This window comes from Microbulbifer sp. JSM ZJ756 (assembly GCF_044383805.1).
GTDB classification, from domain to species: domain Bacteria; phylum Pseudomonadota; class Gammaproteobacteria; order Pseudomonadales; family Cellvibrionaceae; genus Microbulbifer; species Microbulbifer zhoushanensis.
In genome coordinates, this window is sequence record NZ_JBISER010000001.1 from 680239 (window position 1) to 700903 (window position 20665).

The 20665-nt window shown below is 61.6% G+C and carries 22 protein-coding genes; 10 read left to right on the plus strand and 12 right to left on the minus strand.

All coding sequences use genetic code 11. The annotated features are described in order from the left end of the window. Positions 1 to 7 precede the first annotated feature (7 nt). On the minus strand, positions 8 to 1864 hold the full coding sequence (locus ACH6CX_RS03060; RefSeq protein WP_232942895.1) for a beta-ketoacyl synthase: 1857 nt from the start codon (positions 1862 to 1864) through the stop codon (positions 8 to 10). A 174-nt stretch (positions 1865 to 2038) separates the two neighbouring features. Between ACH6CX_RS03060 and ACH6CX_RS03065 the strand changes: the two genes are divergently transcribed. Then, on the plus strand, positions 2039 to 3040 hold the full coding sequence (locus tag ACH6CX_RS03065) for a GlxA family transcriptional regulator (RefSeq protein ID WP_232942896.1): 1002 nt from the start codon (positions 2039 to 2041) through the stop codon (positions 3038 to 3040). Between the two features lie 70 nt (positions 3041 to 3110). On the opposite strand, the gene ACH6CX_RS03070 is transcribed toward ACH6CX_RS03065, so the two are convergent. Both ACH6CX_RS03070 and ACH6CX_RS03075 read right to left on the minus strand, forming a co-directional pair. Next, positions 3111 to 3746 (minus strand): class I SAM-dependent methyltransferase, encoded by a 636-nt coding sequence (locus ACH6CX_RS03070; protein WP_237061723.1) that lies wholly within the window; start codon positions 3744 to 3746, stop codon positions 3111 to 3113. An 11-nt stretch (positions 3747 to 3757) separates the two neighbouring features. After that, complete coding sequence (locus ACH6CX_RS03075; protein WP_232942898.1) at positions 3758 to 4234, minus strand: Hsp20 family protein; 477 nt, start codon at positions 4232 to 4234, stop codon at positions 3758 to 3760. Positions 4235 to 4379: 145 nt separating this feature from the next. Between ACH6CX_RS03075 and thpR the strand changes: the two genes are divergently transcribed. Then, positions 4380 to 5009: an RNA 2',3'-cyclic phosphodiesterase gene (gene thpR, locus ACH6CX_RS03080; protein ID WP_232942899.1), complete on the plus strand. Its 630-nt coding sequence runs from the start codon at positions 4380 to 4382 to the stop codon at positions 5007 to 5009. An 81-nt stretch (positions 5010 to 5090) separates the two neighbouring features. Here thpR and ACH6CX_RS03085 read toward each other — a convergent pair whose 3' ends face one another. Then, complete coding sequence (locus ACH6CX_RS03085; protein WP_232942900.1) at positions 5091 to 6104, minus strand: hypothetical protein; 1014 nt, start codon at positions 6102 to 6104, stop codon at positions 5091 to 5093. A 553-nt stretch (positions 6105 to 6657) separates the two neighbouring features. Here ACH6CX_RS03085 and hpf point away from each other — a divergent pair. After that, complete coding sequence (gene hpf, locus ACH6CX_RS03090; RefSeq protein ID WP_232942901.1) at positions 6658 to 6996, plus strand: ribosome hibernation-promoting factor, HPF/YfiA family; 339 nt, start codon at positions 6658 to 6660, stop codon at positions 6994 to 6996. Positions 6997 to 7284: 288 nt separating this feature from the next. On the opposite strand, the gene gorA is transcribed toward hpf, so the two are convergent. Then, the gene (gorA, locus tag ACH6CX_RS03095; protein ID WP_396674744.1) at positions 7285 to 8640 is read right to left on the minus strand and encodes a glutathione-disulfide reductase; all 1356 of its coding nucleotides are present in this window, start codon (positions 8638 to 8640) and stop codon (positions 7285 to 7287) included. Positions 8641 to 8855: 215 nt separating this feature from the next. On the opposite strand from gorA, the gene ACH6CX_RS03100 reads away from it, so the two are divergent. Continuing rightward, positions 8856 to 9356, plus strand: coding sequence for a hypothetical protein (locus ACH6CX_RS03100; RefSeq protein ID WP_232942903.1), 501 nt, complete (start codon positions 8856 to 8858; stop codon positions 9354 to 9356). 18 nt (positions 9357 to 9374) lie between these two features. Here the strand turns inward: ACH6CX_RS03100 and ACH6CX_RS03105 are convergent, their stop codons facing one another. From ACH6CX_RS03105 to ACH6CX_RS03125, 5 genes are all read right to left on the minus strand, one after another. Beyond that, positions 9375 to 9926, minus strand: a complete 552-nt coding sequence (locus ACH6CX_RS03105; RefSeq protein ID WP_232942904.1) for a hypothetical protein — start codon at positions 9924 to 9926, stop codon at positions 9375 to 9377. Positions 9927 to 9950: 24 nt separating this feature from the next. Continuing rightward, positions 9951 to 11084 (minus strand): TIGR01620 family protein, encoded by a 1134-nt coding sequence (locus tag ACH6CX_RS03110; RefSeq protein ID WP_232942905.1) that lies wholly within the window; start codon positions 11082 to 11084, stop codon positions 9951 to 9953. Then, entirely contained in the window at positions 11084 to 12511 is a 1428-nt protein-coding gene (locus ACH6CX_RS03115; protein ID WP_232942906.1) for a YcjX family protein, read from the minus strand. The genes ACH6CX_RS03110 and ACH6CX_RS03115 overlap by 1 nt, the downstream gene beginning before the upstream one ends. Before the next feature lie 212 nt (positions 12512 to 12723). After that, positions 12724 to 13524, minus strand: a complete 801-nt coding sequence (locus tag ACH6CX_RS03120) for a GIN domain-containing protein (protein WP_396674747.1) — start codon at positions 13522 to 13524, stop codon at positions 12724 to 12726. 104 nt (positions 13525 to 13628) lie between these two features. Next, positions 13629 to 14054, minus strand: coding sequence for an HIT family protein (locus tag ACH6CX_RS03125; RefSeq protein WP_232942908.1), 426 nt, complete (start codon positions 14052 to 14054; stop codon positions 13629 to 13631). Positions 14055 to 14436: 382 nt separating this feature from the next. On the opposite strand from ACH6CX_RS03125, the gene ACH6CX_RS03130 reads away from it, so the two are divergent. From ACH6CX_RS03130 to tcdA, 4 genes are all read left to right on the plus strand, one after another. After that, the gene (locus ACH6CX_RS03130) at positions 14437 to 14796 is read left to right on the plus strand and encodes a hypothetical protein (RefSeq protein ID WP_232942909.1); all 360 of its coding nucleotides are present in this window, start codon (positions 14437 to 14439) and stop codon (positions 14794 to 14796) included. Positions 14797 to 14948: 152 nt separating this feature from the next. Next, positions 14949 to 15413, plus strand: a complete 465-nt coding sequence (locus ACH6CX_RS03135) for a peptidylprolyl isomerase (protein WP_232942910.1) — start codon at positions 14949 to 14951, stop codon at positions 15411 to 15413. 93 nt (positions 15414 to 15506) lie between these two features. Then, entirely contained in the window at positions 15507 to 15956 is a 450-nt protein-coding gene (locus tag ACH6CX_RS03140; protein ID WP_334079020.1) for a DCC1-like thiol-disulfide oxidoreductase family protein, read from the plus strand. Next, positions 15953 to 16759, plus strand: a complete 807-nt coding sequence (gene tcdA / locus ACH6CX_RS03145) for a tRNA cyclic N6-threonylcarbamoyladenosine(37) synthase TcdA (protein WP_396674751.1) — start codon at positions 15953 to 15955, stop codon at positions 16757 to 16759. Before ACH6CX_RS03140 ends, tcdA begins: the two co-directional genes overlap by 4 nt. Here tcdA and ACH6CX_RS03150 read toward each other — a convergent pair. Together ACH6CX_RS03150 and ACH6CX_RS03155 are read right to left on the minus strand one after the other, a co-directional pair. Beyond that, positions 16749 to 18404 (minus strand): aminotransferase class V-fold PLP-dependent enzyme, encoded by a 1656-nt coding sequence (locus ACH6CX_RS03150; RefSeq protein ID WP_232942913.1) that lies wholly within the window; start codon positions 18402 to 18404, stop codon positions 16749 to 16751. The genes tcdA and ACH6CX_RS03150 overlap by 11 nt on opposite strands. Further along, positions 18401 to 19195: a TatD family hydrolase gene (locus tag ACH6CX_RS03155; protein ID WP_232942914.1), complete on the minus strand. Its 795-nt coding sequence runs from the start codon at positions 19193 to 19195 to the stop codon at positions 18401 to 18403. Before ACH6CX_RS03155 ends, ACH6CX_RS03150 begins: the two co-directional genes overlap by 4 nt. Before the next feature lie 135 nt (positions 19196 to 19330). On the opposite strand from ACH6CX_RS03155, the gene ACH6CX_RS03160 reads away from it, so the two are divergent. Together ACH6CX_RS03160 and ACH6CX_RS03165 are read left to right on the plus strand one after the other, a co-directional pair. Next, complete coding sequence (locus ACH6CX_RS03160) at positions 19331 to 19924, plus strand: LysE family translocator (protein ID WP_237061738.1); 594 nt, start codon at positions 19331 to 19333, stop codon at positions 19922 to 19924. Positions 19925 to 20079: 155 nt separating this feature from the next. Next, entirely contained in the window at positions 20080 to 20625 is a 546-nt protein-coding gene (locus tag ACH6CX_RS03165) for an Hsp20/alpha crystallin family protein (RefSeq protein WP_232942916.1), read from the plus strand. Positions 20626 to 20665: the final 40 nt, after the last annotated feature.

A 20665-nucleotide genomic window follows, 5' to 3' on the forward strand; every position in this document is an offset into this window, starting at 1 on the left:
ACAGGCTTTAGCACATATCATCAAAAGGATTGTCAGCAGGGAGCTCTACGGGCTCCAGGCCCGGCAGGGTCATGCGCTCCGCAGACACCTCGATGGCACTCTCGTCCACCAGCCCCTCGCCGAAACGGTAAATCGCATTCAGGTCGCCCCGGGAAGCGCGGCGGTCGTATTCCATCGCCCGCTCCTGCACTGCCTCATTGCGCTGGCGAGCCGCGGACAGGGCTTTCTCCCCGTGCCGCCGGGCCAGCATTTTCTCCACCAGGTGCGGGGCGAGCACGCTCGCCGTGGCATTGTTGCCGCCGAAGCCCTTGGAGTTGAGGAAAGCGACATCCAGGGATTCCGGCGCCCGTTCGCGGTGCTCCAGTGAGATATCCAGGTGCTGGTGATGGACATCATCCGCCACCCTGTCGATGGTGGTGATCCCGGGCAGGATGCCCCGCCTGAACATACCCAGGCTGGTGATCAGCTGGTCGCCACTGGCGGCGGCCACTGTGTGCCCCAGGTATGCCTTGACCGCGCATACCGGCCAGCCTTCAATGCCGAAAGCGCCGGCTACCCGGTCGAAAATAGCGGACTCGGTGACGCGGTTCTGCGGCGTGCTGGATCCATGGGCCTGGACAAAGCTGCGCCGGCGCAGGCTCTCCTCGCCAACAATTGCCCGGGTTTCCGCCAGTGCACGGGCTACCGTGAGGTAATTACCGGGCCCGGGGGCGGAAATGGATTTTTTGGTGCCATCCGCGTTGACGAATACGTTGGCCACTGCACCGTGGATACTGGCACCCAGCTCCAGGGCCAGCTCATCATCCATCAGTATCGCCCACTGGCTGCCCTCACCGAGGGTAAAACCGCAGTTTTCCCCGAACGGCCGGCTCGCGCGACGGTAGTCGATTTCCCCCGGGAACAGCTTCCGCAGCCCGTCGACATTGGCCAGCGCCCCCATGGTGGTGTAGCCATCCACCACCTCGGGCACCAACGGGGCCTCGGCGGCACCCACCACGGCCACGCGTGCACGCCCGTGGCGAATATCCTCCACTGCCGCACGCAGGTTGTAGAGATAGGTGGCGCAGGCACCGGCAACCGCGCCGGTCGTACCCACACTACCCAGCACGTACGCGTTTACAAAGTCAGCAGGCATACTGGTCAGGCCCAGCGCCAGCTGCTTCGAGCTTACCCGTGTGCCGCGCAAGCGGGATTGCAACAGGCCGCCATTACCGTAGGGGTCAAGCTGGCTCATGGCGGAACTGGCGTAGACCGAGATTTTGTCGGGACCCGCCGCGGACACCACCGTATCCCAGTCGATTCCCAGGGACTGCACCGCATCGGAGGCGCCAAGGATCGCAAGCTGCAGGCCGCGGGGATGGAATCTGGAGTTATATTCCCGGGAGGGTTCAAAACCGGTGGGCAATTGCCCCGCCGAAGCCACCGGGATCTCCCGGTAACTGTCCAGCATCACTGACAGCCCGCTGCAGTGGACCCGCACCCTGCCCTCGCCCAGGGACTCAACCTGCCAATCTTCCGGCAACGGGTCCGGCAGCTGGCGGGCCGTCATCTCGAAGGTGAAACCCTCGGTGTTGCTGAGCTCTGCCGGCTGGTGATAGTGGCACTTGCGGTAGTCGTAGAAGCGCTGCTCCAGCTCCCGCACCAGGGTGCCGTCCAGCACGCGCCGCTCCAGTGCAGCATCGACGGGCTGCCCGGCTTCCTCGCCCTGGCGCAGGCCCATCAATGCGGCGAGGTCCGCCAGGGTATCGGCGCGCTCCGCCGCTCCCAGGCTGTCGAGCACCAGGCGGTGATAGCCCCGGTGAAAGGAACTGCGTCCGGCGGGGTTGAAACCGCCAAATGCGGTGATGACGGGTAGGCGCTGCATCCTTACCTCCAGCTGCAAGGCTGAGAAATTGACTAAATTCGACGGTAGGTCAGTTTAGGGGGTGGCGAATCGGCCTCGTTATGGGCATACTGGCCAGCAAAATTGAGTATCTGGCCAGCGGCATCCCCGGGGCCTGCTTTTCCTTGTTTCAGGTATCCAGAGTTCAGAGAAGTAATGCGAACCGTCACCTTTGTACTGATCGACCAGATGCTGGCAACCGGAACCGTGTTGCCACTGGAAATGCTTCGCGGCGCCCAGAGCCGCGCCCGCGCCGAGGGACTGGACGGCGGGGACGGTGACAGCGGGATGCGTATCCTCACCGTAAGCCTCGACGGCAAACCGGTGAAAACCCGCTCCGGCTTCCCGCTGGCCCCCGATGCGGCGCTGGCGGATGCCCCCGACAGCGATATCATCTACCTGCCAGCACTGTGGCGCAATCCGCGACCGGCCCTGCGCCGCTCCGGGGCACTGCTGGAGTGGCTGGAGAAACAGGCCGCCGGCGGTGCCGCAATCAGCGCCGTGGGCACCGGCGTATGCTTCCTGGCGGAAGCGGGTCTACTGGACGGAAAACCGGCAACCACGCACTGGCATTACTTTGAGCGCTTTGCCAGTGACTACCCCCAGGTGAAACTCAAGCGGCAGTACTTCATCACCCAGGCGGAAAAGCTTTTTTGCGCAGCCAGCGTCAATGCGCTGGCCGATGTAACCGTCCACCTGATCCGCCAGCTCTACGGCTCGTCCGTGGCCAGTCATGTTGAGCGTAACTTTTCCCACGAAATCCGCCGGCCGTTCGAGGAGATCGCCTACTCCGAGGGTTCGGTGCACCTGCACCCGGACGAGGAAATTGTACAGGCACAGACGTGGCTCAAGGAACACTGCAGCGAAGAGGTACGCCTGAGCGAAGTGGCGGAACACTTTGACATGAGCGTGCGCTCCTTCAACCGACGCTTCAAGCTGGCCACCGGGCAGACCCCACTCCAGTACCTGCAGAATGTCAGAGTCGATATGGCGCGGGAATTACTGCAGTCGAGCAACCTGTCGGTCAACGAGATTGCAGAGAAGGTGGGCTACCAGGACATGGGCCACTTTACTGCGCTGTTTAAGAAGTTTCTCGCCACTACACCCAGCGAGTACCGCACTACGGTCCGCGCGAAACTGTTTCGGGTCAACACGTAGGGCAACCCTGTGCCCGGGCACGGCGGGTGATGCAGCACAGCTGCCGCCTGCTGCGGCCGCGGCTGTGTCTCTATTTACGCAGGAACACCACATCCCGGTCAGCCAGCCGCATGCGGGCCCCCAGGCGATCCGCCAGCCATGCAAATGTCCTTTCACTGAAAAAACAGATATGGGTCGGATCGCGGATATAGTGCCAGCTGGCAAAACGCTCTGGTGATATCACCAGCTTGGTCATCAGGGCGAGAAGCCCACCGGGATTGAGTCGCGACCAGAGCAACTCCAGTATTTCGCCCGGCGCGGAAAGATGCTCAACAACCTCTGTGGCCACGATAAAGTCGAAGCTTTCTTCCAGCACACTGGTATCGGGGGCATAGAATGCATCGTAAATGGAGACCGAGTGTCCCGCTTCGGAGAGCATCTTCGCCAACAGCGGAGCCGGCCCGCAACCAAAATCCAACCCACGGGATGCCGCAGGCAAGGCTTCCAGCAGGGGGACAGCACAACGGGACAGGAACCGGCGGTAGCCCGGATCTTCCAGAGAGTTTTCGTGAAGGTCGTAGTAGGCACGCTCCTGCGCGGCCCCGAGATGAAATTCCGCAGGCACAAATACCAGTGCGCACTCCGCGCACTGGTAGTAAGGTCGATACTTATCCGTGTGGTAGGGCTGTGCGGCGCTGTGGCCGCACAGTGGACAGTCCTGGTTCAACTGGAAAAGTGTCAGGCAGCCTGCTCTTCACCGGTGGTATTCCGGTCTGACTGCAGCAACCGGCCTTCTCCGATCTCGATCGAACGGGGCTTCATTGCCTCGGGAATTTCCCGCACCAGCTCGATATGCAACAGGCCATTGGAAAGGTTCGCGTCCACCACCTTCACATGATCGGCCAACTGGAAGCGCCGCTCGAAGTCCCTCGCCGCGATACCGCGGTGCAGGAATTTACGCCCATCAGCCGATTCATCAGACTGCTTGCCGCTTACGGTGAGGCGATTCTGCTCCACCTGGATATCCAGTTCTGACTTGTCAAACCCGGCAACCGCCATGCTTATCCGGTAGCTGTCCTCGCCGGTAAGCTCAATATTGTAGGGCGGGTATGCGGGCTGGTTCTGCTCGCTCGCAGTCATTGTATCCAACAGGTTGGCCATGCGATCAAAGCCAATAGCGGAACGGTAAAGCGGGGAAAAATCAAAATTACGCATTGTCATATCCTCAATTCAGAGCAATATTCACGATATGCCCGTCCGAAGACCGGGCGCTGCGGGAGAGCCTCATTCGAGCACCCTGCCCGTACAACTGATATAGGGGCATGCGTAAGCTTTTCAAGACTGGAAAACAGGGATTTTTATGTCGAAACGGAAAGGGGAGAAGAACGCGCCCGGGCAGCCAGGGAGCGACTCGGTTCGCCTGTTTATCGGCATCCAACCCGACCGCGCCACCCAGCACTTCCTGGATGGACTGGTTGGTCACGCACGGCGCCTGCTGCCCCCCGGAAGGGATAAAACCCGCTGGACCAGTGCCAGCAACCGCCACCTGACACTGGCATTCCTGGGCGAGACCTCTCCCGAGCTGGTTCCCGCCATCGAGAGGGGCCTGGTAGAGATCGCCGACAACGCCACCGCCTGCTCGGCCAGGGTCGTGTCCCTGGGCCCCTTCCCACGCCCACGGGCCGGCCTGCTGGCCGCGGAAATGATCAGCAACCCGGGCCTGGACCGGCTGCACAACGGCTGCCGGGAGTTAATGCGCGATCTTGGCATGAAACCCGAAAGCGCCGCTTTCCGCCCCCACTTTACACTGGGGCGTAACCGCCGGGGATTCGGCCGCTTTCCCGCCGAGCAGCTGGACTTCGTGGTGCAGCTGGACAACCTGGTGCTATATCGCAGTGAAATGGCACCCGGTGGAAGCCAGTACACGCCGCTGTTCGAGGCCTTACTGGAAGTGCGAGCGACTCCGGGCGACGATGCCGCCCGCAACTGACAACCATAAAAAAAAGCCCGCTGAAAGCGGGCTTCTTTACAAGACGGCCTGGGTGAATTCCCCGGCCGGCACCTGCAGCAATCAATCCAGGTAAGACAGCGCGTATTCGGGATACATGATTAACCGCGGCCGCGACAGGCGGCGTGCATCGAGGATAAACACGTAGTTTTTGCCCGCATCCTCTGCCGGGATGGTCCGCCGGAACTTGAGAGTACTGAAACCACTTACCTCATAGGTCTGCAGCCCGGCCTCTACCGGGGCCACGACGCGATACTGGTTATGGCCCAGAAACTCAAAATCATGGGGATCTCCCCGGGATGACTCCAGTGTGAGGGATTTGAAGGTGTGCGTACCCTGCCCCTCGCCTTTCTCTGCCATCAACTCTTTCAGGCGTGCCTGTTCCCGCTTTACGTAAGCCAGGAGCTCCTCATCGATTTCATCCAGCGCCTCGCCCTGGGCTGCCGCGGAAGAACCTGTATCCTGCGCCTCGGCCGCCTTTGCCATGGACGGCTCCGGCAGTTCCGGTTTTTTTACCGGGGGCTGGCTTTTCGCGAGCTTCTCTGCGCGGCGAGCCGATTCAGCTTTTTGCAGCATTGCTGCAACCAGTCCATCCACCTTGCTCTTCTGGGCGGCGATTCGATCACGGCTGCGGGCAATCGCCTGCTGGACGCTCTGCTCCTCTGCCTTGAGCTCCTCGTAATTGGACTGGATGATCTCCACCCTCCGGGAACGACTGTCCACGCCACGCTGCGCCATCTTGAAGGCATGCTTCGCCTTGCGTAGCTGGCGCTCGGAGTTGGTGTCGGCGTTGCGCTTGTGCTCGCGCTCTGCACGGGTCAACTCGATACGACTCTGTTCATAGTTTTCGCGCGCCTCTTCCAGGGAGTCACGTGCCTCACCGAGCTTGTAGTCGTAGGCGAGGAGCTCATTCTCGAAGTCCTCGGCTTCCACCATGCGGTTTTCCAGCGACTGCTCCATCCGCGCAAGACGGTTCTTCTCCGCGTTCAGGGTCGCCTGGGTCTGGGCAACAGCCGTCGCTCCCCAACCCAATGCAACCGCCAGCCCAACCCACTTGCAGTACCTCGCTACCACCATAATCAAGAACCTGTTACCTATTTTGCTCTCGTTTTACGCACCCTGCCCCGCCCGGGCCCCCGAAGGGAAAGCAGCTGCAATAACCAGGCCAGCTGCTGGAAGGCAAGTGCGTCACGGATAATCGCTTTATTTGTTCCCCAAATTGCCGAGCGCCCACGCCGGGCACTGGGCTCTCATTCTACGCAGCGCCCGCCGGCACTGCAACGACTGGCGGCTTGCAGTCGGTCACTAAACACTCACCTCGCGACGGAACTTTTCGCTGCCCGGGGGCACCATTTCGGGTCACATTTTTGTGACATTTTTACCGTCGCAACGCTTGATTTTTTTCTTGGCGGGAGCATTATGGGTAACAGGGAGCAAAAAGCTGATCTCGATGAGATTGGAGCCCGGACGTAAAACACCTTGAGCCGCACGGCGGCAAAATAATCGTTGCGAATCCGTTGGCCTCCGGTCCCGAAGCTCTCAGCTACTCCCTAAAAGGGCGCCCTTCCTTTTATCCGGCAAACCGCACAAGCGGCCTGCATGGTTTTCCTATAACCGGAGGTAAGTGCCCATGAAAATTGCGCCGAACGATAACATCGTGTTCCGCGATATCGACAAGTCCCCTGCTCTCGCAGATACGGTATCGAAAAAACTGCATAAACTGGAACGTTATTGCGGCGACATCATCCAGAGTCGTGTCGTGCTCGAAGCCCCCCACCAACACAAGAACAAAGGCCGGCAATACCGCGCCTCGGTCGAACTGGCCGTCAGCGGTACTCCCGTGACCATCAGCAACGAAAGCGAATCCATTCATCGGGCAATCAAAACCGCTTTCGAATCTGCCGAACGCTGCCTGAAGGAGCGCAGTAACCGGCGTATTGCCCAGCGGCACCAGGGAGTGGCAGGCTAGCAAGTGACGAGCTAGTCACCGCCTTCGCACCCTTGCCCGAGTTCCGGGCAGGCATTGCCAACCGGGGCTGGCAGGATCGCCGGCCCCGACACCCAAACCCGCGTCAGCCGATCAATAAGCCTGCTTTGCCGAGTGACCTTCGGGAACCCGGCCTACCCTTTCCCCGCCTCAATGACTCCAGCTGCAGGTGCACAGCATCGGGCAGAATAGGCAGTTCAGCTTTCCCACTCCCCTTCAGGTTTCCTCCCCGCCAGACCTCGCTATCCAGCCGGCAGGGAGTGCACTGGATCAGGTAGACGGCGTCCGCATGGTGACAAACTCCTCTGCTGCGGTGGGATGAATACCGATGGTCTGGTCGAAGGTCGCCTTGGTAGCCCCGGCCTTCAGGGCCACCGCAATGCCCTGGATGATCTCACCCGCATCCGGGCCGACCATGTGGGCACCCAGAACCCGGTCGGTGCTCGAATCCACAACCAACTTCATCAGGGTTCTCTCATCCCGGCCACTGACCGTGTGACGCATGGGTCTGAACTCCGACTTGAATATGGTTACCTGCAGACCGGAGTCACGGGCTTCCTCTTCCGACAGGCCCACCGTACCGATATTCGGCTGGCAAAAAACCGCCGTGGGGATATTGTTGTAATCGATCTCTGCCGTTTCACCAGTCTGGAAGTGTTTCACCAGGGCCATTGCCTCGGCCAGGGCTACCGGAGTCAACTGGGGCTCTCCAGTCACGTCGCCAAGGGCATATACCGAGCGCACATTGGTGCAAAAATTATCATCCACGGAAATCGTGCCATCGCGGTGCATGACCACTCCCAGTTCACCGAGCCCCAGTTCCGCGGTATTCGGCCTGCGGCCGGTAGCAAAGAGCACCGCATCCACATTCAGCGGCGCACCGTCACCGGAGTGCACCAGCAGGCTGCCATCGTCCTGTTTTTCGATAGACGTGACCTGGTGATTAAAATGCAGGCAAACACCTTTCTTGCCAATCTCACCGCGGGCAAACTCGCGAATCTCGCGATCAAAGCCCCGCAGGAACAGCTCGCGACGATAAGAGAGATGCGTCTCCGCACCCAGCCCGGCAAAAATACCGGCAAACTCCACCGCAATATAACCACCGCCAACCACCAGGATGCGCTGGGGAAATGACTGCAGGGAGAAGATCTCATTCGAGGTGATGGCGTATTCCCGACCCGGAATCTCCGGCACGAAGGGCCAGCTGCCGGTTGCCACCAGGATGCGTTCCGCACTGAACTGCTGGTCGCCCACCGCCACCGTGTGTGGCCCGGTCAACCGTGCACGGGCATCAAAGGTCTGCACACCGGAGTTCGCCAGCAGGTTGCGGTAGATACCATTCAGGCGGCCAATTTCCACCGCATTGTTATCCCGCAGCGTGGCCCAGTCGAATGAGGGCTTCCCGGGTTGCCAGCCGAAGCCAACCGAATCCTCAAAATCCTCGCTGAAGGCGCTGGCGTAGACGAACAGCTTCTTCGGCACACAGCCAACATTCACACAGGTTCCACCCATGTAGCGATCCTCTGCCACCGCCACCCGCATACCTGCCGTAGCCGCCATCCGGGAGGCTCGCACACCACCCGATCCGGCGCCGATGACAAAAAGATCAAAATCATATTCCGACAAAATAAACTCCTGTTACTCCTGAGCCTGGACGCGCGGCCCACCCAGTACGTCCACAAACCGCAAGGCTACCGGGATTACCACTCAACGCCAAAACGAACCAAATTGACTTTTGTTTCTTAATAGCCGTTGACTTTAGCCTCGCTATTCGATACTTATGAGATGTTTATCACAAAAAGAAGCCTGTTAACGACTAGAACAAACTATAGGCAGACAAAATGGACGCTTTATCCTCAAGACCACTGCGGGTTTTCTGGTTTCTCTGCCTGCTACTGTTTACCAGTGCAGCGAGTGCCAAGGAGCACCCCTCTTACCTCACGCCACAATACTGCGATGGCCTGGTGCAACAATTTGTTGACTCGGGTATGCGCAGCCTGGGCAAGTATGTCAATGACCACTTCGACCCAAAGTATCGCGGTGGCATTCGCAATACCATCCACTTTCTCAAGCAACGGTCCAGCTGGATCTCTGAGTGCGACGCCTACCTGCAGGATACCGCCAACGGCAGTGCCTTCTACAACCGCGCGCTCACCGACAACATCCTCAGCGCAATCGATGCACTCGCCCGGGAGCTGCAGCTCGTGCGTGATGGGGTCGAATACTCCGACGAAAATGGCGTGAACAATCCTACGCCCTTTATCAAGGAACGTTACGAGCAACTCGCAGAATACGTCGATGAACACCACACTCGCTTCCTGATGAAGAAGCAATTCCAGTAAGCGACTGCACCCTCCAGGTTACCGGCCATCTGCGCGATGGCCGGGCTCCTCGCCGAGGTACGCCGCCAGTGCCGAGAGCTGCTGACCCAGCACCTGGTCCACGGGAGCGGCAACACGGTCCAGCTGGGCGCTTGCCGCACCCCAGACCCGGTACTCCCAGGTCAGCGTGGCGCCACTGCCCCGGGGCACTATGCGCCAACGCATAAGGCCGCTCACCGGCATGGTCTGCAGCGGGCCCAGCTCCCCCCGCAACCGCACCTCGCGCTCCGGTACGGCATAGATCACCCGCAGGTGCTCGGCCGAAGCCCCACCCCAGCGCTCGCAGAAGCAACCGCCAGCGGCCAGGTCAAAGGAGAAGTTGCCCGCATCCCCGGAATAACTGTGATCACCGCTCCACCACTTCGGCAATGCCGCGAGCCCGGCGAAAACCACATCACTCGATACGCCCAGTTCGACTTCATGGCGAATAACAAATTCGTCACTTTCGCTGTGCAGCACCGCGGCGGTCGGGGCAGCTGAGGCAAATGCCAGCGCCCAGGCAGCCGCTCCATTGCGCAGTCTACTTGGCATTCCCTTGGCTCCTGTTCTTCCCGCTCATCTTTTCAGGTTGTCCCGCGCGCGCAGTTCAGCCTCTCCCAGCTGACGCTGCAGATCATTGGCGCCCGACGCACCGGCCCCCAGTACACGCTCTTTGAGGCTGGCGGCAATACGGCGTGTCAGTGCGCCTAGGCGCGGCCGCTGCTTGTCGGAAAACGGGACGGGGCGGCAGGCCTGCAAGGTCGCAAGTCCGATCCTGCCCATAAAGAGGCTCGCCCCCATCCCCTGCCCCAGGCGCGCAGAGACGCTGCTGAGCATGCTGTCGCCAACCAGCTCCGGCCACAGTTCGCTTACCGCGTACTCGCTGGCGCCGCTATAGGCCACCAGTGCCAGCACCTTTTTGAACAGTCGCCAGCGGATGACCATGGACGGCCGCACTCCGTAGATCTGTGCCACATCGTCGATCATTCGCAGCGACTGTCGCAGGGCCACCAATACATCGAGGGTGGCAAACGGACTCAACCCCACCAGGGCGCCGGTACTGGTGGCGTGGCGGACGATCCTCCGCAGGGCCTCCTGGTCCAGCGCCTGAAGGAAAGTGACCTCCAGGTGCTGCAGCAACTCACTGCTGTCATAGTAGTCCGGCGCCTCGTCCAGCACCCTGGCCAGCAGCACGCCCTGGGGCTTGCCGCCGAAATGCTGCTGGAGCTGGCCACGGAATTTTTCCGCATCCTCGTTACTGCGGCAATCGCGCAGCTCCGCTGCCAGCTCCTGGGTCTCCTGCAGGCGGCGCAGGGGCCTCCCGGCACGGAAGAACTCCCATACGGAAGCAACAATCGTCGCCGCCAGCGATACGATAATGACGCCGGCCAGCACCCCCAGGGTCCAGTGGCGCTCCATCGCCCAGCCAAATAACTGGTGCAGTTCCCAGGCAACTGCCGCTGCGGCAAGGGCCAGCCCCGCAGCCAGTGCCGGCTTCCAGAAGCGCAACCGGAAAAAAGGCACCCTCAACTCGGAAAAAGAAATCCTGTCCGGGAGTGATTCACCGGTGGTAATCGAGCGCGGCAGCTCATCATCTGCATCGCTGATATCCTCAACCCGGGTCGAGGACCGCGAACTCGTCCGCGGCTCGGGCTCGTCCACAGGCTCAATACGGGTCTTGCGGCGGGTCTTGTCCTGCTCACCGTTCATTACAGTCGGTCTCCCAGCAACAGGTTCAATAATGCATCGAGGCGAATATGCGGAATAGTGCCGCCGGAGGCCATTCCAGTCGGTGGCCGCAGTTGCGGCGGTGCGGCTCCGGCATAGTGTTCCCAGTCGTTTACCTCCTCGGGAAGGCGGGCAAGGATCTCTGCATTCTCAAACCCCAGGTGCCGCCCCTGAAGGTCATGCCCGACAAGCATACGGCGGCCATTGCGCTGGCTCTCATTGGAGCAACGCACCGCGGCAATCGCTTCACAGAAAAGGGGCAGGCCCTGGTGCCGGGCCCCGGAGAAAGCCTGCTGCAGTTGCTGCCCCAGCAACTGGCGCAGGGCGTCATGGTCAGCGGCCAGTACCTGGTCCACCTTGGTGGCGGCAAAAACCAGGCGATCCACCCGCGGCCGCCATAACTTGCGCAGCAGGCCTGTACTGCCATAGCGGAAAGTATCGGCGATATGCCCGAACGCGAGGCGCATGTCGTCAAGGGCCTGCTCACCCGCATACAGGGTACCTATCATATCCACCAAGACCAGCTGGCGATCCAGGTGCCGAAACTGCTGCTCGACAAACGGCTGCACCTGCTCTTCCACGTACTGACTGTAATACCGCTCCAGGGTTTTGAAGTTACTGTCATCCGGCAGCGATGACAGGCTCTCCGGCGGGTGGCCGCGGAGATCGAGCATTGGCAACACATTGTGGGACAGCTCATCGGTCAGGGCGCGACCTGGCTGCAGGTAACTGAGGCGGCGTTCACTTCGGCACTCCAGCAGGAACTGCCGGTAGTCCCGCCAGAGGTCCGCAACGCGGGCGGGATCGGCGCGGTCGCGGGGATCCAGCGCTGCCAACTGTGACATCAGGCGCGGCGCCAGCCCCGCACGGGAGTCAGTACCAATCAGGTGGGCCTGGTGACGGCACCAATCCTGGTAGGACATACCCAACAGGGGCAGGTCCATCAGCCACTCGCCCGGGTAATCGCGCAACTCTATCACCAGCGTGCGTGTGGTTTCGCTGCGCAGGCGGCGCCGGTGGCGCAGGTGCACATGCAGCTCCATCGCGGAAACCTCGCGAGTGCTCTCGGGCCAGCGTGGCGGCTGTGACAGCAGCGCATCGAGGCAATGGCGGTAATCAAACACCGGCAGCCCGGAATCCACCGCGGGAAGGATCTCTGCGCCCAGCAGGTCACCGTTGAGCGCAGGCGCAAAGCCCGGCAACTGGGCCCGCTGGGGATGGCTCAGCTGGTAAATCAGGCTGGTCAGGAGGGTGGACTTGCCGGCGCCACTGAGCCCCGTAACGCCCAGGCAGAGACGGCGGTCCAGCAGCCGCTCAGCAGCCCACTGGGACTTCTCCCCGGCCTTCTTCCCCCAGCGGCGGACTTTATCACGCAGCTTTCTGCCTTTTCCTGGCTCCACTTCACTCATGCTACGACCGAGCTCCCTCGCTGTCTCCGCGGCACCAGCGCCCCGGAGAAACTGCTGACCCGGCAAGGATAACAGGTCATGGAAAAACCTGCGTCGCCGCATGAGATCGGCCTGCCGTCATGCTGCAACAACCCATCGTTTTGCCGGCCCCGGATACAAAAAAAGCGCACAGGGCTACTGTGCGCTTGTCTGGGCGGTGACACCCGACGGGATCAGTCCACCAGGGCAATATCCCCGGATCCCATTACCGAGAAGGACTCCTTCGCCGGTCGGCGCAGCACCACGTCACCGGAACCCATGACGGCGCCCTCTGCAGAATCGGACTGAAGGTTGCGCCCCAGGAAATCGCCAGAGCCCATGATGCTGACGGAGAGCGAAGCGACCTTGCCGCCCACTACCATATCGCCGGAGCCCTTGATCTCGGCGCCAAAAGAGTCGCCGATAACACTGTCCAGGCGGATATCGCCGGAGCCCTTGATGGACGCCCTGGCCTCTACTGCGAGGACCGTACCCAGGGTCAGGTCGCCGGAGCCGGTAACCGCGGCCTGCAGGGATTCAGCCGCCACCTTGTTGACCCTGAGCGAGCCGGATCCGGTCACCTCCAGGTCGAGGGTCTCGCTCTCCAGCAGTTCCGCCCGGGCATCGCCCGACCCGGTTACTTCCAGCGACTCGAGTCGTGGCAGCACCACCCGGTAATCGACCCCCTCACTGTCACTGACCGTGACCACACCGAAGAAGCGGCGGTGCTTGTCCCGGACCGACAGTTCCAGGGTATCGCCCTGCACTTCGGCCACGGCCAGCTCGACGACTTCCTTCGACCCGGTGGCGATCACCTCGAAAGTGTCCCCCTGGACCACTTCCAGCTGGGAGTTGCCCTTGAGCTCGATGCGGGTAAACCCGTCCAGCGGGAACTGTTTACTCACGTCCTCAGCATGGGAAGCCAGCGAGACGGCCAGCAGCATTACCAGCGCCAGGCCCCCCAGCGGGCGTTTCAGGAAAGATTTTGCGGCCATTTGATCCTCACAGATACTCAGTTGTCCCCTGTTACCCACTTATGACGCAGCAAACACGGGTTGTGGATGCAGTGCTGGCGAGATTTTTCACGCGAACAAGTGACTCAGGAGTCTATCGCGGCTTCGGCGAAGCCCAGCTCGGTCAATGCACTGCGCACCTTCTTAGCTTCCGCTGCCAGTTCCCCAGCCTCGGCTGGCCGTTGCTTGGAGAAGTCAAAGTCGTCCAGGGCCTCAACCGGAACCAGGTGGATATGGGTGTGGGGAACCTCCAGGCCCGCCACCATCACCCCCACCCGGCGGGGCTGGTACACCGACTTGAGGCCCTTGGCCACTCGCTGGGCCACGTGCATCAGGTGCGCGGACAGATCCTCGGGCACATCATCCCAGTGATTGATCTCCTCGACCGGGATGACCAGGCAATGGCCGGGCTTGATCGGGCTGATGGTCATAATGGCTACCGCCCGCTCATCGCGCCAGATGAAATGTCCCGGCAGGTCGCCATTGATAATCTGGGTAAAAATACTCGCCATAAAACTCCCCTTGCCACTTTATGAATACACGCACCACCGCAATGGTATGCGAATGGAACCGCCCTATCAGTCAGGCCTGACAGTCTACCAGCCTTATGGGATTACGCAGCTTGTTTACTGCCCCTCTCGCTAGATGCGGGGCCAGGTGGTTCTGACTTGCCAGTTCGGCGCCTGGCTCCTTGCACAATTTTGTCATCCCGGTGCCGGCGCGGAACACCCGAAGAACAAGATGACAATCTCGAGGCAGGCCGTTGGCAGCTCCGGGGCGTTCGCGTAGTCTCGCCGCATAAATTGGTTCCGCCGGGCAGGCATCACCCTGGGGACGGGTACCCGCGGGACAACCACAACAGCTATTCCACGACTTCCATACCGGGGGGAACCAATGAGCAATCTGCTGGACCAGATTGGAGGCACCGCTGTACTCCATCGCACCGTCACGGAATTCTACCAGGCACTCGGCCGCCACCTGTCCACCAATGACGCCCGTGATCATTGCAAGCAGCAGGCGCGCCAGGCCCAGTTTATCAGCAATGCCCTAGCCGGCAGTCCCGAGCCCGTTCGGTCGAGCCGCGCCCGCTTTCTCGCTCGCGGGCTCAACGGGCCACTGTTCGAGGCACTGCTGGAATACCTGCAGCCGCGGCTGGTGGAACTCGGCATCCCGCATTCCGTCAGCAGCGACCTGGTGGAGGCAGCCGAGGGCCTCTACGACCACTGCGACGCCCACTTGTCCCTGGCCTGCTGACCCTCCCCCGACCTTCCCCCGGGCAGGCAATGGTTGCGACCGGCCCGGGCGGTCAATACAATACGCCCTTCAAAGCCTTATCTCTCCTTTTTGCATGGCTTCCGCATGCGGTAAGCGCTACTTCATTCACCCACCTTTCTCAGAGACTTTTCATGAAGATTGCCAACCACTCCGTAGTGGAGATGCACTACACCCTGAAAGACGCCGACGGCACCGTTATCGACTCCTCCGAGGGCCGCGAGCCGCTCAAGTTCCTGCAGGGCGTGGGCAACATCATCCCCGGACTGGAAAAAGAGATGCTGGACAAGGCTGCCGGCGACAAATTCACTGCCGTGATCCCGCCCGAAGAGGCCTACGGCCCGCAGAACCCGCAGCTGATCCAGACCCTGCCGCGCAGCGCATTTGGCGGTGTCGACAAGCTGGAAGTGGGCATGGCGTTCCGCGCCCAGAGCACCGAGGGCCAGCCGATCGAAGTCGAAATCATCGAAATCGACGGCGACAACGTCACCATCAATGGCAACCACCCGCTCGCCGGTGTGGAGCTGCACTTCGAGGTTGAAGTGGTTTCCGTACGCGAAGCCACTCCGGAAGAGATCGATCACGGCCACGTGCACTGATCCTTTTCCCGGCGGCCCCCGGGCCGCCGAACTGCCTGCCTTCGTTTTTATTTCCCCTCCGACTACCATTGCCAGCTGACCCTGACACTACCGATGGCCAGCACCTCTATGGCGACCAGCCTGCCCGATCGCATCATCCTTTTTGACAGCCTCTGCAACCTGTGTAATGGCTGGGTGCACTTTGTGCTGGAGCGGGACCGCACAGGGTTATTCACCTTTTGCCGCGCCCAGTCCCCGGCCGGCCAGAAGCTACTTGAGGGGCTGGGCCTACCACTGGATGACTACGAATCCGTGGTTTACCTGGAGCGGGCCAACGGCCAGCACCGGCCCCACTTCAAGAGCGAGGCGGCCCTGCGGGTACTGGGTAAGCTACCGGGCGCAGCGCGGCACCTGCGTTTACTCCGCGCTTTGCCACTTGTGCTCCGGGACGCGGTATACGATATCATCGCGCGCAATCGCTACCGGCTGTTCGGGCGCCGGGATGACTGCCGGCTACCAGCCGCAGCGGAGCAACACCGTTTTCTGGAAACGATCGACGAATGAAACTGAGTGAGCAGTACCAGCAGAGATTTGGCGGGATCGCACGACTTTACGGGGACGCGGCATTGCCCGTGCTGCACAGTGCCCATTGCATTGTGATTGGTGTTGGCGGCGTCGGCAGCTGGACCGCAGAGGCCCTGGCCCGCTCAGGGGTGGGCACAATTACGCTGATCGACCTCGACGACGTTTGCATCACCAATACCAATCGCCAGAGCCACGCCCTGCAAGACACCATCGGCCAGCAGAAGGTGGCAGTACTGGCCGAGCGCCTGCGCCAGGTCAACCCGGAAATCCAGGTGCATGAAGAAGAAGATTTCATTGCCCAGGACAACCTGGCAGAGCTGATTGACCCGGACGCCCGGCCTGTCGACGTGGTGATTGACGCAATCGACTCGGCGCGGGTGAAGGCAGCACTCATCGCCTACTGCAAAGCGCGCAAGCTGCGTCTGGTGACCGTGGGTTCCGCCGGTGGCAAACTGGATCCGCGCCGAATCGAATGGGACGATTTGGGACGCACAGTAAACGACCCGATGCTGGCCAAGGTGCGCCAGCACCTGTACCGATTCCACAACTTCCAGAAATCGCGCAAACGGGTGTTCGGCGTGGATGCCATTTATTCCCCGGAGCAGATGGTCTACCCGCAACCCGATGGCCAGGTGTGCGCCCGCAAGAGTGCCATGCAGGACGGGGTGAAACTCGATTGCAGCGGCGGCTTTGGTGCTGCCACCATGGTGACCGGCACTTTTGGCTTCGTCGCCGCCTCGCGCGCTATCGAGCGCCTGCTGCAGAAGAAGCTCAGCCGCTGACCTGTGCGTGAATCCGCTGCAGCAGCGCGTGAAAGCCGTTGCTGCGCGATTCACTCATGTGCCTGGCCAGGCCCAGCTCGGTAAACAGGCCGGACAGGTCCCGGCCGAGAATCTCCCCGGCCTCGCGACCATTTACCTGTGACAATAGCAGGGCTGCCAGGCCCTTGACCACACGGCTGTCGCTGTCAAAGGCAAAATAGTGCCGGCCAGCCTCCTCCCGGTGGACCAGCCACGCATCCGCCTCACAGCCCCGCACCAGGTTTTCCGGCCGGCGGATCTCAGGCTTACCAGAGATCGACTTGCCCCAACGCAGCAGTTCACGGTAGCGATCCTGCCACGAGCGCTGTGCCGCGAGCCGCTCCAGTTGCAGGGCACCCAGCTCGTCGGCGCTCCACCGGGAACCGGCCCCTTCCACACTCACCAGCGACTGGTCCAGCTGCAGGTAGTCCGCGACCGCCAGCAGCAGTGCCTCGATCTCCGCAAACGTATTGTAGGCGGCCACCGAGGCCCGCACTGTAGGCCCGCTGCCCGCCGCCCGCAGCAGAGGCTGGGCACAGTGGGTGCCGACGCGCACAGCGATATCCCGCCCGTCCAGCCAGTGCATCAGGTCGGTGGCCTCGCCGGTTTCCGGTGCGAATGCCGTCACTCCCAGGTTGTGCTGCGGCTGGCTCAGCAGGCGCAGGCCGGGCAGCGCGGCGATCCCCTCGTGCAAGCGCGCCAGCAACGCCTGTTCGTGCGCGGCCATGCCCGGGCGGTCCTGCTGCCCGAGAAACTCAAGCGTTGCGCCCAGGGCGGCGATCCCGGCGAGGGACGAAGTACCCGCCTCAAATCGGTGCGGCAAACCGGCGTAATCACTGTGATACAGGCCCACCCCGGTAATCATCTCCCCACCGCCCTGCCAGGGGGGCATTGCGGCCAGCCATTGCTCGCGCCCGTATATCAGGCCGATTCCGGTGGGACCGTAAAACTTGTGCGCGGAACAGACCAGGAAATCGCAGCCGATCGCCTGCACGTCGAGCGGCTCGTGGGCTGCGAGCTGCGCGGCATCCACCACCCAGCGCAGGTCATATTCCCTCACTTGTTGGCGAATGCGGGTAAAGTCCGGCCGCAGGCCCAGGGCATTGGAGCCACCACTGAGCGAGACGATGCGGGTGCGCGGCCCCAGTACTTCGTGCAGCCGGTCAAACTGGGGCACTCCGGCGGTGTGCGGCACATAGCGCAGGTTCAGCCCATGGCGCTCGGCAGCCATTTGCCACGGCACGATGTTGGCGTGATGCTCGATAGTGGACAGCACTATCTCGTCACCGCGCTGCAGGTCCTGGCAAAGACTGTAGGCCAGCAGGTTCAGGGCCTCGGTGGCGCCACGACAGAAAACCACTTCCCGCGGCGACGCCGCATTAAAAAAGCCTGCAGCCTGCGCCCGCACCCGCTCAACCATCTCGGTTGCCCGGCGGGCCAGCCGGTGACTGGAGCGATGGGTATTGGCATTACTGTGCCGGTAGAAGTCGCCCAGGGCCTCGATTACCACGTCCGGTTTCTGCGTGGTGGCAGCATTATCGAGATAGACCAGGTCGAGATTCTCCGGCTGTGCGAACAGCGGGAACTGGCTGCGGAAATGCTCCGGCGAAAACGTTGGCTGGCTCATAGGGAAAATAATTGCCTGGTATTGCGAAGTGCCTGTACCGCCACTTCTTCTACGGGGACTGCACGCAGGCTTGCCAGTTCGGCGGCAATGTCGGGCAGGAACTCGGGACTGTTGCGTTGGCCCTGGCGCCCGGACAGGGGCATATCCGGTGCATCGCTTTCCAGGAGCAGGGCTTCCAGGGGCACTGCGGCTACTGCCCTGCGGGTCTTGGCCGCACGGGGGTAGGTGATTGTGCCGCCGATGCCCAGGTAAAAACCCAGCTTCCAGTATTCTCGCGCGATTTCTTCACTGCCGCTGAACGCATGGATCACTCCCCCCCGCAATGGGCGGTACTCCTTTAACAGCGCGAGCACATCGGCATGGTAACGATGCACATGGATGATCAGCGGCAGCTGCAGCTCACACGCTGCTCGCAAATGCACCCGGAAGATGTCGCGCTGCAACGCCAGCGGGGTATCGATGGCCCTGTCCAGTCCGCACTCCCCGATCGCCACACAGCGGCTGTTGCGCCCCCAGTGGAGCAGCTGGCCCAGCAGCCACTCCTGCAATTCCTCACCCGGCCCCGGGTGATCCGTCGCCAGCTCTTTCACCCACCAGGGGTGCACACCCACGGCACCATGCCACTCGGGCCGGCGCTGCAGCAGTTCGAACAGGGTGCGCCACTGCGCAATGCTGACCCCGGGAATGACCATCCCCTTGAGGCCAAGCTGGCAGCATCGCTGCCAGACCTCGGACCGGTCGAGCGCGAAATCGTCAAAATCGAAATGGCAATGGCTGTCAATCAGTTCCACGGAGCGCCTGTCAATCCATCGGGTTACCGGGCAATTTTAACACGCAGCGGACAGCCCCGTTGCCGGGCTGCATAACGGGCAGACTGACGGGCCCGCTGCCGTTACAATGTGCTGCCACCAAGCCGGAGACCCCCCTTGCTCGAAGCCCTTTTGCCATTGGCCCTGTTTGTCTTTACCACCAGCATCACACCGGGCCCCAACAACCTGATGATCATGACCTCGGGCCTCAACCACGGTGTCGCGCGCTCATTGCCACACTTCCTGGGTATCTGCCTGGGCTTCCCGGCAATGATCATGGCCATCGGACTCGGCCTGGGCACGCTGTTTACGGAGTTCCCTTTCCTGCACCAGCTGATCCGCTGGGCGGGCATCGCCTACCTGCTGTACCTGGCCTGGGCTATTGGCACCACCCGCGAGGTGAGCAGTGCCGACCAGCGTCCCCCATTCACATTCCTGCAGGCAGCAGCATTCCAGTGGGTCAATCCCAAGGGCTGGGTAATGGCAGTGGGCGCGCTGGCGGCCTTCTCAATCCCCGGTGGCGAAGCGTGGCTCGACGCCAGCAGGGTGGCATTGGCTTTTATCCTCATCGGCGGCCCCTGCATCGTCACCTGGCTGCTGTTCGGGGTGGGCATGCAGCGCCTGCTGTCAAACAGCGATCACCTGCGCCGCTTCAATATCGCCATGGGCCTGCTGTTGGCAGCCAGCGTGATACCAATGGCATTTGAATAACAGGATGCCGGCGGGCACCAAATTCAACTTTTCCTTCCAGAACGGCCCTTGAAAAGCCCCAGACTCGCCTCAGGTTGAGTAGTGACGGCGGCGGTCGGCGTGATCTTCCGCCAGGCCGCGACAATGACAATTTCTGCAACTCAGTGGAGGTAGTCATGGATATGAAGAAGCTCGCACCATGGAACTGGTTCAGGGACGAGGAAGCCTCTGAATCCGCCCACTTAGCCCAGGCCGGCAGGCCCGCCCTGGAGTTCCCGACGGTTGCACGCCTGCAGGACCGGCTGGACCGCATGTTCGAGGAACTGTTCCACCGGTCCTCGAACCCCGACGGGGCCGGTGCGGGGCCGGTCGAGAGCCTGTTGCTAAAACCCAATGTGGACATTGCGGCGACCGAAGACAGGTACCTGATCTCGGTCGAGGTGCCAGGCATCGATGAAAAAGATATCGAAGTCCGCCTCGCCGACAACACCCTGACGATTCGCGGGGAGAAACGCCGCGAGCATAGAAAGAGCGACGACACCAGTTTTTACCGGCTGGAACGCAGTTACGGCGCTTTCCAGCGTGTGCTGTCGCTACCGGAGGACACCGACCGGGATGGCGTGGATGCCCAGTGCCGCAACGGTGTGCTTACCATTACCTTCCCGCGCAAGGCAGAGCCGCGGGACCAGGGCACCGTCATCGATATCCGCACAGCGGCCTGACGACAACTGATTCACGCACAGGGACGCCGCTCCCGAACAA

Excerpts from the sequence above, each read along its gene's own strand:
- ACH6CX_RS03150 (WP_232942913.1), bottom strand. The coding sequence starts at position 18,404 with ATGAGCCAGCCAACGTTTTCGCCGGAGCATTTCCGCAGCCAGTTCCCG.
- tcdA (WP_396674751.1), top strand. The coding sequence starts at position 15,953 with ATGAAACTGAGTGAGCAGTACCAGCAGAGATTTGGCGGGATCGCACGA.
- thpR (WP_232942899.1), top strand. The coding sequence starts at position 4,380 with ATGTCGAAACGGAAAGGGGAGAAGAACGCGCCCGGGCAGCCAGGGAGC.
- ACH6CX_RS03060 (WP_232942895.1), bottom strand. The coding sequence starts at position 1,864 with ATGCAGCGCCTACCCGTCATCACCGCATTTGGCGGTTTCAACCCCGCC.
- ACH6CX_RS03130 (WP_232942909.1), top strand. The coding sequence starts at position 14,437 with ATGAGCAATCTGCTGGACCAGATTGGAGGCACCGCTGTACTCCATCGC.
- ACH6CX_RS03105 (WP_232942904.1), bottom strand. The coding sequence starts at position 9,926 with ATGCCAAGTAGACTGCGCAATGGAGCGGCTGCCTGGGCGCTGGCATTT.
- hpf (WP_232942901.1), top strand. The coding sequence starts at position 6,658 with ATGAAAATTGCGCCGAACGATAACATCGTGTTCCGCGATATCGACAAG.
- ACH6CX_RS03065 (WP_232942896.1), top strand. The coding sequence starts at position 2,039 with ATGCGAACCGTCACCTTTGTACTGATCGACCAGATGCTGGCAACCGGA.
- ACH6CX_RS03125 (WP_232942908.1), bottom strand. The coding sequence starts at position 14,054 with ATGGCGAGTATTTTTACCCAGATTATCAATGGCGACCTGCCGGGACAT.
- ACH6CX_RS03135 (WP_232942910.1), top strand. The coding sequence starts at position 14,949 with ATGAAGATTGCCAACCACTCCGTAGTGGAGATGCACTACACCCTGAAA.
- ACH6CX_RS03075 (WP_232942898.1), bottom strand. The coding sequence starts at position 4,234 with ATGCGTAATTTTGATTTTTCCCCGCTTTACCGTTCCGCTATTGGCTTT.
- ACH6CX_RS03115 (WP_232942906.1), bottom strand. The coding sequence starts at position 12,511 with ATGAGTGAAGTGGAGCCAGGAAAAGGCAGAAAGCTGCGTGATAAAGTC.
- ACH6CX_RS03120 (WP_396674747.1), bottom strand. The coding sequence starts at position 13,524 with ATGGCCGCAAAATCTTTCCTGAAACGCCCGCTGGGGGGCCTGGCGCTG.
- ACH6CX_RS03085 (WP_232942900.1), bottom strand. The coding sequence starts at position 6,104 with ATGGTGGTAGCGAGGTACTGCAAGTGGGTTGGGCTGGCGGTTGCATTG.
- ACH6CX_RS03140 (WP_334079020.1), top strand. The coding sequence starts at position 15,507 with ATGGCCAGCACCTCTATGGCGACCAGCCTGCCCGATCGCATCATCCTT.
- ACH6CX_RS03100 (WP_232942903.1), top strand. The coding sequence starts at position 8,856 with ATGGACGCTTTATCCTCAAGACCACTGCGGGTTTTCTGGTTTCTCTGC.
- ACH6CX_RS03165 (WP_232942916.1), top strand. The coding sequence starts at position 20,080 with ATGGATATGAAGAAGCTCGCACCATGGAACTGGTTCAGGGACGAGGAA.
- ACH6CX_RS03110 (WP_232942905.1), bottom strand. The coding sequence starts at position 11,084 with ATGAACGGTGAGCAGGACAAGACCCGCCGCAAGACCCGTATTGAGCCT.